The organism is Sphingomonas sp. GlSt437 (assembly GCF_048015635.2).
Taxonomy (GTDB): Bacteria; Pseudomonadota; Alphaproteobacteria; order Sphingomonadales; family Sphingomonadaceae; genus Sphingomonas.
Genome location: NZ_JBPGYA010000001.1, coordinates 1,346,870 through 1,360,211 on the forward strand (window position 1 = coordinate 1,346,870; position 13,342 = coordinate 1,360,211).

Consider the following 13,342-nt stretch of genomic DNA (forward strand, 5'->3'; position numbering starts at 1 on the left):
CATTCAGTCTGGCGGCGTACCGGGACTTTAGACAGCGGTCCAAGGACAATAGACTGCGGACCTGGCGGCAGTGCCGTCAGGTCCGCTCCGGGCCCGGATCTCATCTACAATTGTTGCGGGCGACTTCTCGGCCGAGCAGTGCACCGGCGCCAGCGCCAAGGATCGTACCGGTTGCATGATCGCCTCTTGGATCGAGCGCGCGGCCAATAAGCGCACCGCCAGCGCCGCCAAGGATCAAGCCCGTGGTGTCGTTGCGGTGGCACCGATGATAGGGGCGATAGTCGCGATAATAACCCTGCTCCTGATCATAGCCGCGATCGCGATAATGCCCATAAGCATGACCCCAATGATGACCATGGTCGTGATCCCAGCCATCATCGTCATCGCGGTCGTACCAGCCGTGGTCATGGGCCAAGGCAGGGCTCGGCAACGCGGTAATGGGGACAAAGGCCATCGCCGCGGCAAGCATGATTTTACGCAACATAATACTCTCCTGTTTGCCTCTCGACAGACCGATGAATAGTAACGTGCAGCTGGCAACAAGCTGAACATATCGGTTAGCCAATGTTCAGCTTGTTCAACGACATCGCGTATATGAAACGGCTCGTCGCCGCGCGCCGGGCCCATCCGTTGAGAACGGACAAGTCTACGTCGATCTTGGCCCTCGGTTGAGATCAGTCTGCTCGCCGACCAAAAAGGGTTTGCCAAGCTTGTTACGAACAAGAGCCGGCAGAGACCTGATCGGCGCCTCTAACATTTGGCGCCAAGGCGCGCAGCCGTCGTTACTTAGGGCAAACTCAAGCGGAAACGGCAAGCAGCGGCTGGGTTGAAGCCGGCTTAGAAATCCGCGTGATGCCTTTGGCCAGCCATTTCCGTGCAAGCGTGAGGGTGGTGACAACGGGATCGATTTTGGGTATGATTGCTAAACGCCCCGAACGGCGCAATTGGTCTTGCCGGGCTAGGGTCCGCTCCCCCCTTGGGCTCTTGCTCGGCAAGATTGGCGATCTCAGCCTTTGGAAGCATGGCGACCGTACTCCACGCAATGGTGTCACGGAAATAGTTTTTTGTAATGGAAGCTTGTGCAGCACCGCCCTTGAGCAAGTGACATTGGCTTTGAAGATATGCCTCTCGGATTGTCTTATCCCGGTCAGCGAGCCGGCGCGTTCGTTTCGCCGCCCCTGCCTGAGGAATTAGCTTCATTGACAGTCAGGACGCGAACCTGGCCATCTGCCCAGCCCCGCTCGGCAATGCTGTCCTCGCCGTGCAGGCCTTCGAGCACGGTTTAAAACTTCTCCTCGGCCGAGAAGTGCCGCCGGGTCTGGCGCCGGGTTTCCTTCACCACCCGATCCTCAGGGGCCTTGGTCGCCGATTCATTGGAGGTCGTGCGCTTGATTTTCGTTCCTTCGTCACTGCGACGAAACCCAGATGCGCCTTAAATCCCAACCTCAGAACTTTGCCATTGGCGTTGACGGGGGACATCTTAACCTCGAACGCTATCTCCTTGATCACCCGACCCGGAAGGGAGCCGCTCAGCCGCCCTTGCGGAGTGGCAGGCGATGGCTAGCTAGACGTCGACCGGAACTCCCCACATACATCCCAAAGCCAGCGGTTCAGGGTAGATTGACGGTACCTTCAACAACTCATCCTACCGATCGCAGCTTTTGAAGCCGTTCGCCTGGCACTGATAAGCCTTGCGATGTGCTTCAGTGATTTCAGCGGGCGTCATCAGACTTGCCGTGAGGTCCATTGCCTGTGCGGTATCCCTGCTGAGATCAAAGAGCTTGTTGTCTTTCTTTAGCCTAGCCTCCTTCTCCAATTGGGCAGCCGCCAGTTGGAACCACATAAAGGCCAGCATATAGTTCCGAGCTACTCCTTCACCATCGTGATACATGTAACCGAGCATGGCCTGAGCTGACCCGTCGCCTTTTTCTGCGGCTTGGTGCCCCAAGCGGAAGGCGGTTGCAAAGTCGCCTTTTGCGTAAGCTGCCCTAGCGTCTTCCATTTGGCCCGCTCGCGCCTCTATGCCTGTAGACGCAAGTACTGCTGCAGCGATTAGGGTAGCTACTTTCATGATAGCCTTCCGCACATTTTGGCGTGTGAAATCGAGATTTGCCCTATTTCGGAATTCGATGGAATGCTCAAAAACAGTGACCGCCACGTACCCTGCAATGAAGCCGCCAACCTTTGACATTTGTTCAATATAACCGGGTCGCAACTTCTTGGTTTTTCTGTCTTTTAGCTGGTTGTCGGAAGTCGGGGCGTAATCCGATCGTGGGAAGCTAGCGCGATAAAGCCTTAGGGCAAAGCGTCATTGGAAAGCGCCAGCCAAGCTATTGCCAATTCGTCGACATCGCTGGCTTTCAACATGGAGAGTTCGTCGGTTCGCATTGCTTTGAACCGACTACCAAAACCCTATCGCGCTGTGTCAGCCTCAGCACAACCGGCTAGACACAGGAGACGCGCAGCCTCGTAAAACCATCGTCCAAATCTTTCCGCGACAAGGCATCTTGCGAATGCGAATGCGTCTCAATAGAAGGACCGGACTCGGGGAGGAAACTCATGCTACGGTTCGGATTGACGATATTGCTGTTGTGCGTGCCGACGGCCGCTTTCGCCGAACCCGGCGTCGGTGATCCGGTTTACGGTGCAACACTAAAACGTGGCACCGCCGAGTTCGAGGCACGCTATGGTCGGCTTACGGGCGGCCCGGACGATAAGAAGGACGGGCTGACGCTGGAAGCTGAATACGCATTCTCGAACCGATTTGCCGCAGCCGCGCTCGTTGAGACCACGCGCGAGCCCGGTAGCGCTCGGACCGTGGAATCGACATCGATCGAGGCCATTTATGCCTTCGGCCAAATCAAGCCGCTTAAGCTCGATGTCGCGCTGTACGGCGAATATAAGCATGGCCTGCGCGGCAATGACGACGTGCTCGAAGGCAAGCTTTTGTTGGAGCATCGCGCCGGCGCGTTCGATGGGCGCCTGAACCTCATCGGCGAGCACGCACTTCGGGGCGGCGAGCCTGTTGCGCTCAGCTACGCTGCGTCCGCTGATTGGTCGTTGGTTGGGGATGATCTACGCCTAGGTGTCGAAGCATTCGGTGATCTTGGCTCGACCCAGCATTTTGGCGGACGGCAGGAGACTTATGCGGGACCGGTCATCAAGGCGGATGTCGAGCGGGTCGGTCCCGGTGAAATCGAGATCGAGGCAGGATGGCTTCGGGCTTTTGGGAGTGCCCGCGACCATGCAGACGGGCAGGCACGCTTGTTGGTGAGCTACGAGTTCAAATTCTAGCGCATCTGCGCCGCTTAGCGCCTTACTGCGAGCCAGGCCAACGCCGATCGACACATGCACAAGGTCGCCGCATCGCAGTCGATCGACCCTGATCGATCTCGTGCCGTTATCTGGCGCCAATAGCTCAGAATGTCTTTTTTAACTCAACGAACGACTACCCTGAGCACGCTCACGATCGCTCAGAGAATATGCGGATGGCTTTCGGCTTGATCACCACAACCGCACTTGCCGGGTCAGGCCATCGAACCCGGTGGCGCAAGCGTGCCAAGCCAAGCGACGAGGGCCAAAATCCCGATAGCTGTCCCGCTCTCGACCGCCAGACTTCGCCGTAGAGCCGCCAGCGCTGCGCTGGTCTCGCCAGTTCCGATGGCTTGTGTCAGCGCCGGCGTAAGCCGGAAGCGATTTGTGGCTGCAAGCGCGAGCATGGCGGTAAACAGACCCAGCTTGACCATGAGTAGCTCGCCGTAAGGCGAGCTTATGATCAAACCAGGACGCGTGATGTCAAATAGCAGCACGCTGTTCACCAGACCTGTCAGCACAATTGCTGCCACCGCGATGCTGCCTGTGAAGGCAAAGCGTCGCAGTGCGGCCGCCGCAATCGACAATTGGTCGGACGAATAGGCCGAACCCGCAGCGAACAATAGAGCCACGAACCCCGCCAACGCTCCCAACCAAACACCCACTGCAAGCAAATGAGCGATGTCTGCGATCAGGTGTCCGGCACCGACCAAGCCGTCACCCGCCGCGCCATGTCCCGTCCAGGCAATCGAACCGAGCGCTACGCCCGCAGCGCATCCGACGAGCAACGCTGGCCGAACGCTATTGGAGCGATGCCACCAAAGGGTAGCCGGAAGCGAGATCGCAAGCGCTGCCAGCTGCACTTGCCAAGCCACGCCAATCGATGTTTGCATGACGATCGTCTCTACCGTTCGCCAATCGAGCGACGAGACGTCCATATCCGCCATCCGAGCGCAGTTCACCCATAGGCCGGATATGACCAGGGCGATCGACGATATGGCCAAAACCAAGGTCGTCGTCGCCGTGCCTTTCTGCGACAGTTGTGCTCGGTCTTCAGTGCTGAGCGCGTGCAGCCGGAACAGGGGCAGTCCGAACTGCAGCGCCAAGCACAAATAGAGCGCGAACCGAATGTCGATTACCACCCAGTCGGTCACGGATCAGATCGCACGAAAGGCAAGCGAGCCCTGGACTCGGTGGGTATCGACCGAAACGGCGTGCCAGTCGAGCTGATATCGCCCCGCCGCCAGCGGTTGAGCCAATTTCACGATCAGTATCTTGTTGCTCAGGTCGAGCGCCGTGGCCGTTGGTATTGTGGTGACGTGACCGGCACGCACGCTAACGAGCGTTGCCCCGGTAAGTGGGCCTACCAGGCGCTCGCTGAACCGAATGGTCAGCCGACTTGGCTTGGCAATAGCGCCGTTGGCAGCCGGTGTTGAACTTACGATACGAGGATGCGCCTGGGCAGTGCTGATCATCATGATAGACGCAAGGCCAATACCGATGGCGGATTTGATTACGAATTTCATCGCAGTTCTCCAGGCACAGTGCGCCCTAAAGGTTAAGTAGACCCGCCCGGCAGGCACAAATCCTCTTCCGGGCGGGGCATTATCGGTCACCGATCCCAGCGGTCATCATAGTCATGATTATAACCATAACTCGGGCGATAACGGTTATAATATTCCCATGAGCCGCGGCGATGCTCGAGTTCATGCTGCCAGCGCAGCCGCGCATCGGCACGGGCATGGGCGTAGTCGAGCTCACGGTGCAATTGGGCATGTTCCCAAGGCGTCAGTCCTTCCTCATGGGCTTGCTCGTGGATCGCATCCAGCCGGTCATGGATCCGATCATGTTGGCGGTCCAGCCGATCATGCAGTCGATCGTGCTGATAACTGTTGTCGTATTGGTCATGGGCTGCCGCGGGGACGGCAAAACCGACCAGTGCGGTGGCACCCAACATCGTCATCATCAATTTACGCATAACTCGCCTCCTCCTTATCAAGGCGAGCAAGAGGTGACATTGTTACCGTGAATGGCGGCTGAGGAAAGTTTGCAGTCGCGGTTCAGGAAATTGGTCTGGCCCAAGTCACGGGTTCTCGAAAGCTGCCAGAATTGGGCATAGCCCCTCAATGCCATCGCCGCATGCCGGAAAAGGCCGCGTTAAACCGGTTCGTGCACCTTTAGTGGCGTGATGACCATGAACGTGCGCTCGCGTCGACTTATTTGATCCAATTGACGCGCAGGCGTGACGTAATGATTGGTTCTAGCTGTCCTGCTGCATCGACGTTCATCAGCGCGATCCCGAGCGCGACGATCAAGTCGGGCCAGGATGAGCGCCGCAAATTGGCGGTATTCATGCCGTTCCTCCCAGAACGTTTGCTCCGCGTTCCCCACGACCGAACCGCCCGAACCGCAGCGCCAGCCCCGGCAGAATCAGCAAATTGAGAGCGGCCGAGCTCGCCAGACCGCCTAGAATTACGACCGCCATCGGCCCTTCTATTTCCCGGCCTGGCTCGCCGCTTCCGAGTGCAAGCGGCAGCAGTCCCAGCGCGGTAGCGAGCGTGGTCATCAGGATGGGTACGAGCCGATCGGCTGCGCCTTCGATCGAGGTAGTGGCGTCCAAGGCTCGTCCTTCTTCGCCCGTCAGCAGGTCATAGTGCGACACCATCATGATGGCATTCCTGAGCGTAATGCCGAACAGTGTGACAAATCCGACCAGCGCGCCCAGTGACGCGATCCCGCCTGTCAGCCACAAGGCGAGCACGCCGCCTACCATCGCGAAGGGCAGGTTGAGAAACACAAGACCGAGGTTCCTCAGACGTGGTACGGTGAGCGAGAGTAGGAGCAGCATCGCCACCGCTGCCAGCAGGGAGTTGATGAGGAGGCTTTGCGCTGACTTGGCTTGCTCGGCGGCCGCGCCTTCGATCGAGGCCGTCACTCCGGGGGGCAGTTTGAGCGCCGCCACCTTTGCCTGCACGCGCTGCGTGAACGCGCCCACATTGGGGTCGGTAGTCCCCGACGTGACCGTCCCGACCCGTTGCCCGCCGATATGCACGACTTCGAATCTGCCATTCACCAGGGCGATATTGGCGAGATCGGCAGCTCGGACGAAGGTCCCATCGGGCGACTTCAGGAGTAGATTGCCGACGGTCTCCGGAGCGGCGCGAAGCGATGGCGAGAGGATCAGCACAGCGTCGAACACGCGCTCGCCTTGATAGACCTGCCCCACGATCTGGCCCTGATAAGCCGCCTGAATTTGGTTGAGCACGTCGAGCGGGTTGAACCCCCACCGGACCAAGGCTTCATGCCGAAGCGACACGACGAGTGTGGGTGCGCCGGGCGGGCTTTGACGCACCACATCGATTGCGCCAGGAACGGTGCGCACCGCGTCGGCGATTTGCGCGGCAGCGCGGTCGATTGCGTCCAGATCCTCCCCGTGCAGACGCACGACGACCGGCGCCGTGTCACCAGAAATCACGTCACCGAGCCGGTCAGTGAGGAAGGTGCGCAGGACAAATATGGGCCCCGGCGTTTCTGCAAGTACGCGGCGGATCGCCGCTTCCGCCTGTTCCTGCCCTTCGGCATCCGTCGGCGCGAGGTCGATGTCGAGTTCGCTGTATTCCGGGCCGGCCGAGATTTCCGCGCCCGCTTCCGCGCGCCCGGTGCGTTGAGCGACGCTTAGCACATGAGGAACGCGTAGAATGGCGGCAGCGACTTGGCGCCCTACCGCTTCCGAGACAGCGAGCGAGCTGCCCGGCGCGAGCTGCATTGATAGGACGTAATGCCCTTCCTTCAGCTCGGGGATGAAGGCAGTGCCAAGCCGCGGCACGACCGAGAACACCGCGATCGACGCGCCAATCACGATCGAGGCAACGAGCGGCAACCGGCCTTCGACCCGGCCGAGCAGGCGCGTATAGACGCGCTTGAGGCGTTGGATGAACGCGGGTTCGTGATCTGGCAGCCGATCGGGGTGGATGAGCAGCAAGCAGAGCGCGGGCGTGACAGTTAGCGCCACGACGAGCGAGGCGAGCGTCGCGAGAATATAGGCGAGGCCCAGCGGCCCGAACAGCCGACCGGCTACGTCCTGGATCGCAAGCACCGGGACGAAGATGAGCGCGATGGCGAGGGTCGCGAAGACAACCGCGCTTCTCACCTCGAACGTGGCCGAGCCGATCACCTCGGCGACCGTCGCGGGCTCGCCGGCATCGCGCGCGATCCGCAGGCGCCGATAGACGTTTTCGACAACGATCACCGCGTCATCGACCAGGAGGCCCACCGCGATGCCGAGGCCACCCAGCGTCATGGTATTGAGGCTATAGCCGAACAGTTCGAGCATCAGCGTTCCGGCGAGCAACGACAAGGGAATGGCGGTGAGCGCGATCGCTGCCATTCGGACGTTCCACAGGAACAGGAACACGACCGCGATGACGAGCACACCGCCTACGCCCAGCGCGAATTGCAGGTTGTGGAGCGCGGTCGAAATGAACGTCGCAGGCCTGAACAAATCCGGGCGGATCGTGACGCCTTGCGGCGTCAGTTCAGCGTTCAGACTATAGATCGCCGCCTCGACGCCCTGACCTGTCTTAACGGTGTTCGCGCCATATTGCTCGGAGATCAGCAGTTCGATTCCGGGCTTGCTGCCGATCAGCGCCGTGCCGACGGCAGGCGCGGGAGCGGCTTCGATGTTGGCGACCGCCCCCAGAGTGAGGCGCTGCCCCTGGCCGGCAACGACGATGGTCCCCGCTAGCCGCTGTTCAGCGGCGGCGGGATCGCTCGCTTCCAGGATGATGCGCTGGTTGGCGGTGTCGATGAAGCCGGCTCCGCGCACCCCCAGCGTGCGCTGGATGGCGGTCGCGAGATCGTCGAAGGAAAGATTGTAGCGCGCGAGCTTTTGCGGATCGACCGCGACCTGATATTGCTTGGCGTCGCCGCCATAGATCGAGACTTGTGCCACACCGGGGACCGCGAGCAGCCTCGGCCGGATCGTCCATTGCGCAAGCGTGCGCAGCTCCATTGCCGACAGGCGGTCAGAGGTCAGGCCGGCAATCAGCACGATTCCCGTTGCCGAGGTGAGCGGCGCGATTGTCGGCGGTCGCGCGCCTTGCGGCAGGTCGCTGACAATCCCCGCCATTGCCTCGCTCAGTTGCTGGCGGGCGCGGAACAGGTCCGCGCCGGCTGCGAAAGTGACGGAAATGTCTGACACGCCTTGGACCGAACGCGAGCGGACCAGGACGACGCCGGGGACGCCCAAGATGCGCGTTTCGATCGGGCGCGTGACCAGCGCCTCGACCTGTTCGGCCGTCAACCCGGGCGCTTCCGTCTGGACCGAGGCACGGGGTGGCGCAAAATCGGGGAACACGTCATAATCGGCCGCGCCGAGCCGGAACATGCCATAAGCGGTAAGCAGCAGCGCTAACCCCAGAACGACGAAGCGGCGGCGCAGCGAGCCGGTAATGAGCCCGCCGATGAAGCCAACGGGATTCATTCGCCGCCCCCGACATTCGTGCCCTGATTTGCTTGCGAGAATAGAAGCTGTGCGCCGTGCGTGACGACACGCGCGCCCGGAGCGAGGCCCGCAGTGGCCAGCCAACCGTCCCCGGAGCGGGCTGCGGTGACGATCGCCGTGGGCACGAACACGCCGGGGCGCCGTTCGACATAGACGATCGCGCGCCCATTCGAGCGGATGATCGCGGCATCTGGCACGGCGACGCCCCGCAGGCGCGGCCCGGCGGGCAGCGTCGCCGGAACCGAGACGCCCGGCGCCAGCTCCGCGCGGGCGGGAACCAGTCCGTAATACCCTGCCGCCTGGAACTTAGGGTCAGCCTGTGCGGCAGGGCCAATGATGGATACGACTACCCGGCTGCCATCCGGAAGCGTCAGCTCGGCGCGCTCCGGTGGCTGCGCCCCCAGATTCGCGCCCGAGAGTTGAACGAGCAGCATATGGCCGGCGAACAGGCTTTGCAGTGGCGCGGCGTCACGGACCAACCATCCGCCCAGCAGCGGCCCGAACTGCTGTCGCGCGCCGGTCGCTTGCAGAGCGATTTGCGCGCGTGCGTTGGCGAGCGCCGCCCCTTCGGCCGTGGCCGTCGCTTGCTGCGCTTCGAGCGCCTTGGCGGATGCGATCTCACCATCGGCTTGGAGCTGCGCAAGGCGCTTCGCTTCGAGCCGCGCCGCAAGGGCGGCGGCACCGGCGCGGCGGGCTTCCGCCGTCGCCGTCGCGAGCGCTTGGCGCTGCTGGACGAGCGGTTGCAGCGAGAGCACTGTCGCGAGCGCAGTTTGGGTTTGCGCTAGCGACGCTTCGGCGGCCGGCGCGACGACCAAATCCCCCTTGGCGAGCACCAGGCGAGGGACGATGATCTGTGTGGCAGCGCCGGTCCCCTGGACCCGTATCGCGCTTTCGACCGGTGCGTCCCCACTTTCGGTTGCAGTGCTTGGCCCGACCACTCGAAGTGCGAGTGCGCCGCCGCCAGCAATCACGAGCGCCAGAATGGCCAGCGCAGGCGCGCCCTTGAGATGTTGCCGCATCAGCGGTCTCCTTTAATTAGGATGAGCGGCGTGGGATCGAACCCATCGGCGCGGAGCTGTCCAGCCGCTTCGACCGCGTACGCGGCCTTGGCGACCCTGCCTTGCGCGTCGGCCAGGTTGGTGCCTTGCGCAGCCAGTTCGGCACGCGCGGTGAGCAGTTCCACCCGGTCGATCTCGCCCCGGGCGAACAATGTCTCGGCAGCGCGGGCGCGCTCCGCCTCCTGCACGTGGAGGCGTTCGGCGACGGCAAGCGCCTTGACGGCTTGTCGGTAAGCGTCCACCGCCCGATCGACTTCGCCGATCGCAGCGGCTTGGGCGGTGGTAAAGGTTTTCTCGGCTTGGGCGCGCTGGGCCGCCGCTTCACCGATCTGGCCGCCATTTCTATTGAACACCGGTAACGCGACGGCAAGCGTCAGGCCCCATTTTCGTGCGCCCTGGTCGTATTCGAAGGTCGGTCCGAGTTCCGCGTTCGGCGTGCGACCCGCGAGCTGCAATCTGAAATCTGCATCGGCCGCAGCGTAGTCGGCGAGCCGCGCGAGCAGGTCCGCCCGGTTCAACGGTGCCGCGTCGCGCGCACGGGCGATGAAGGCTGGGGACAGGCCCGTATCGAGTCGCGGGAGCGTCAGGCGCTCGATCGGCAGGCGTTCGGCCGGGAGCCCCACCGCGATGGCAAGCTGATGAAGCGTGTCAGTTTGCGCGGCCATCGTCGCTTGCCGATCGAGCTCGACGCGGTTCAATATCGCGCGCGTGGTGACCACCGCGACGTGCGAGTCCTCCCCAACCCGGAGCTTCTTCTCGGCGGCCTCGACCAATCCGGTGTCGGCGGCAGCTTGCGTATCGAGCGCGGCGAGCCGGGCCTGCGCGACGGAAAGATCGATCAGGAGGCCGTTGATCATCTGTGTCGCTTCGCGCCCGATGCTCACCAGATCGAGCCGCGCCGCTTCCGCCCGGTAGCGTGCTGCTTCGACCCGCAAGGGTCGCTTGCGCGCCGTTTCCACCAGCTGGACCAAGGTTGCCGAAAGAAGCCAGGGGATCGTCCCTGCCGCTGCGTTCGTGACGGCAACCGGGTTGAGGCTGAGCGTGGGGTTCGGGCGCTGCCCGGCCGTGCGGATGGCGGCTTCAGCGACCCGCCACTTGGCGCGCGCGAGCTGGACGGCTTGGGCGTTCTCCAGGGCCACAAGGACGAGCGCCGGCCCGTCAACGCGGGCGGGCGGCCAGACGGCGAGCCCTGCCCTTGCGGCGAGCGCCACCAGCGCCGGATCATTGAGCGAGCGAGTGCGGAAAGCGGCGGCCGAAGTCGCGGGCACGATCGGCGTCGGCGGTGTGGTAGTGCAGGAAGTCGCAAACAACGCGGCGATACCAGCCAGTACCCGACGCATGATTCTTTGCCTGAATAAGGAGTTCGGCGAGCGTCCGGGAGCAGGCGCACGCATTGTGGCAATGCAAAACACAGGATGATCCCTCGATGGCAGCTTGTTACCGATGGTTGCGCCACCGCCGAAAAGCGGGCGGATGCAGACGCGGAGCGCCGTTCGGTCAGGCCCGAGGAGGTCGCTCGAGCGAGTTCAACCTGCACGACCTCAGCAGTGCGCAAGCACAACGCGACCAAGGTACCCGGCCCAGCTTGCTAGGGCTGAAATCCTGACCTTGATCGCCCGGCAGGACGCCGACGAAAAAGAGGTTTACGGCACCGATCATTGGCGGCGGAGCATCGTTCACCGGGCCTACGTCAGGCGTGTCGTCCATCAACATAGAGAAGTCGGCGATAGCGAGGCGCTGCGCCATGACAGACGCGTTTGCCGACACCATCAGGTTCGGAGCCGAGACGAGCAGAAACGCCGCGAGCACCATCATGACTCGCCTGAATCTCGCACGAAGGTGCCCCAGAGGAGTCGGCATCACAGGACCGGCATACAGGCAATTGCCCAACCGCACCACCTCAATGCTCAGTCTTGATGTCCCAGCGCTGCCCCGGCACGTCCTGAGCCGACTGACTCACGACGCTTTGAATGCTATTAGCTAATCAGATCGAAGACATTTGGCGGCCAAGAGAGTTTCGAACTTTTTGTTGGCCTTGAAGCTTACCGATTGAATTTTATCCGCTTTTAGGTGGCATCGATCGGCCGCTCAACGTCCAAGATTTGGGCGCATTTTAGCCGCCGGGTAATGGGGCCGCATGTGGTTCACCTCAAGATAACCCATCAACGCACGCGTCGCCTTCTTCGCGCGGGAGGCGCCAACGCTTACTTGGTCTTACTTAGGTCTTTCCTTCGAACGCCCGCAAGATCGGGCATGGGCCAGGCTTGCCGTTCGCACAATCGCGCTCCAACTCAACCAACCAACCACGTGCTTTCTTCAGCTCAGCGATCCGGCGATCAAGGTCGTCAAGCCGCGCCCGAGCAATCTCGCGCGCCCGGTTACGATCGCTTACCGCGTCTAGGTCGAGCAACTCACGGATATCGTCGAGCGAGAAGCCGGCGGCTTGGGCGGCGCGGATGAATCGCAGGCGTCGGATATCCTCGTCACTATAGCGCCGGAACCCGCCCCTGATGGCCGAACCCTTGGGCCGCTCCGGCTCGTGCAACAGCCCGCGGCGCTGATAATAGCGGACGGTTTCGACGCCAACACCGCCTGCACGAGCAAGGCCGGCAATAGTGATCGTTACCATGCTTGACTCCGGACTATGGTACGGACCCTATATGGCGAGCGCGAGACGCGGCACAAGCTAGCCGCTGGAGTTTGGCTCGATGACTGCCACTGCGCGCAAGGCTGTCCTCTACCGGATGGTAATGCCCGAGCATATCTGCCCTTATGGGCTTAAATCGAAATGGCAGCTCGAGCGGCACGGCTATGCGGTTGAGGACCATTGGCTGCGCACGCGCGAAGAAACCGAGGCGTTCAAGGCCCAGCATGGCGTGAAGACGACGCCGCAAACTTTCATCGACGGCGAGCGGGTCGGCGGTAATGACGACCTGACGCGCTATTTCGGCGGGCATGTGCTGTCGCCCGACAAGACGAGCTATCGCTCGATCATCGCCTTGTTCAGCATGACCGCGCTGATCGCGCTCGCGGCCAGCGTCGCCGCGTTCGGCACCGCGTTTACCGAGCAGGCATCAATGTGGTTCATCAGCCTGTGGATGTGCGTGCTGGCGATCCTGAAGCTGCAGGATATCGAGCGGTTTTCGACGATGTTCCTCAATTACGATCTGCTCGCACGGCGCTGGGTGCCCTACGCTTATCTCTACCCGTTCGGCGAGGCGCTAGCGGGCGTGCTGATGACGGCAGGCGTGCTGCGCTGGCTGGCGGTGCCCATCGCGCTGGCGATGGGCGGCATCGGCGCGGTGTCGGTAGTGAAGGCAGTCTATATCAACAAGCGGACGCTCAAATGCGCCTGCGTTGGCGGCTCGTCCAACGTGCCGTTGGGCTTTGTGTCGTTGATTGAAAATCTGATGATGGTGGCGATGGCGATCTGGATGACGGTGAAGTGAAGAGGCTTGGATTGACGGGG

At 62.0% G+C, this 13,342-nt stretch carries 13 protein-coding genes; 2 read left to right on the forward strand and 11 right to left on the reverse strand.

Going from position 1 to position 13,342, the window contains the following annotated elements; all coding sequences use genetic code 11:
* Positions 1-100: 100 nt before the first annotated feature.
* Together ACLB0R_RS06600 and ACLB0R_RS06605 are read right to left on the reverse strand one after the other, a co-directional pair.
* Positions 101-484, reverse strand: coding sequence for a glycine zipper 2TM domain-containing protein (locus tag ACLB0R_RS06600; RefSeq protein ID WP_416642484.1), 384 nt, complete (start codon positions 482-484; stop codon positions 101-103).
* A 1,161-nt stretch (positions 485-1,645) separates the two neighbouring features.
* The gene (locus ACLB0R_RS06605) at positions 1,646-2,191 is read right to left on the reverse strand and encodes a tetratricopeptide repeat protein (protein ID WP_416642485.1); all 546 of its coding nucleotides are present in this window, start codon (positions 2,189-2,191) and stop codon (positions 1,646-1,648) included.
* A 383-nt stretch (positions 2,192-2,574) separates the two neighbouring features.
* Here ACLB0R_RS06605 and ACLB0R_RS06610 point away from each other — a divergent pair, with 383 nt between their 5' ends.
* Entirely contained in the window at positions 2,575-3,294 is a 720-nt protein-coding gene (locus ACLB0R_RS06610; protein ID WP_416642486.1) for a hypothetical protein, read from the forward strand.
* Between the two features lie 233 nt (positions 3,295-3,527).
* Here ACLB0R_RS06610 and copD read toward each other — a convergent pair whose 3' ends face one another.
* The 9 genes from copD to ACLB0R_RS06655 all read right to left on the reverse strand — a co-directional run bounded on the left by copD (position 3,528) and on the right by ACLB0R_RS06655 (position 12,502).
* Positions 3,528-4,466 carry a copper homeostasis membrane protein CopD gene (gene copD, locus ACLB0R_RS06615; protein WP_416642487.1) on the reverse strand — a complete coding sequence of 313 codons (939 nt, stop codon included), beginning with the start codon at positions 4,464-4,466 and terminating at the stop codon, positions 3,528-3,530.
* Positions 4,467-4,469: 3 nt separating this feature from the next.
* Positions 4,470-4,838 (reverse strand): copper homeostasis periplasmic binding protein CopC, encoded by a 369-nt coding sequence (gene copC, locus ACLB0R_RS06620; RefSeq protein WP_416642488.1) that lies wholly within the window; start codon positions 4,836-4,838, stop codon positions 4,470-4,472.
* Between the two features lie 86 nt (positions 4,839-4,924).
* A complete protein-coding gene (locus ACLB0R_RS06625; RefSeq protein ID WP_416642489.1) occupies positions 4,925-5,290 on the reverse strand; it encodes a hypothetical protein in 366 nt (121 codons plus the stop codon).
* 238 nt (positions 5,291-5,528) lie between these two features.
* Positions 5,529-5,666: a hypothetical protein gene (locus tag ACLB0R_RS06630; RefSeq protein WP_416642490.1), complete on the reverse strand. Its 138-nt coding sequence runs from the start codon at positions 5,664-5,666 to the stop codon at positions 5,529-5,531.
* A complete protein-coding gene (locus ACLB0R_RS06635; protein ID WP_416642491.1) occupies positions 5,663-8,794 on the reverse strand; it encodes an efflux RND transporter permease subunit in 3,132 nt (1,043 codons plus the stop codon). The genes ACLB0R_RS06630 and ACLB0R_RS06635 overlap by 4 nt, the downstream gene beginning before the upstream one ends.
* Positions 8,791-9,834 carry a hypothetical protein gene (locus ACLB0R_RS06640; protein WP_416642492.1) on the reverse strand — a complete coding sequence of 348 codons (1,044 nt, stop codon included), beginning with the start codon at positions 9,832-9,834 and terminating at the stop codon, positions 8,791-8,793. Before ACLB0R_RS06640 ends, ACLB0R_RS06635 begins: the two co-directional genes overlap by 4 nt.
* On the reverse strand, positions 9,834-11,213 hold the full coding sequence (locus ACLB0R_RS06645; protein ID WP_416642493.1) for a TolC family protein: 1,380 nt from the start codon (positions 11,211-11,213) through the stop codon (positions 9,834-9,836). The genes ACLB0R_RS06640 and ACLB0R_RS06645 overlap by 1 nt, the downstream gene beginning before the upstream one ends.
* 157 nt (positions 11,214-11,370) lie before the next feature.
* Positions 11,371-11,688 (reverse strand): hypothetical protein, encoded by a 318-nt coding sequence (locus tag ACLB0R_RS06650; RefSeq protein ID WP_416642494.1) that lies wholly within the window; start codon positions 11,686-11,688, stop codon positions 11,371-11,373.
* A gap of 403 nt (positions 11,689-12,091) precedes the next feature.
* Positions 12,092-12,502 (reverse strand): MerR family transcriptional regulator, encoded by a 411-nt coding sequence (locus ACLB0R_RS06655; RefSeq protein ID WP_416642495.1) that lies wholly within the window; start codon positions 12,500-12,502, stop codon positions 12,092-12,094.
* Between the two features lie 79 nt (positions 12,503-12,581).
* Here ACLB0R_RS06655 and ACLB0R_RS06660 point away from each other — a divergent pair, with 79 nt between their 5' ends.
* Positions 12,582-13,322, forward strand: coding sequence for a MauE/DoxX family redox-associated membrane protein (locus ACLB0R_RS06660; protein WP_416642496.1), 741 nt, complete (start codon positions 12,582-12,584; stop codon positions 13,320-13,322).
* Positions 13,323-13,342 lie beyond the last annotated feature (20 nt).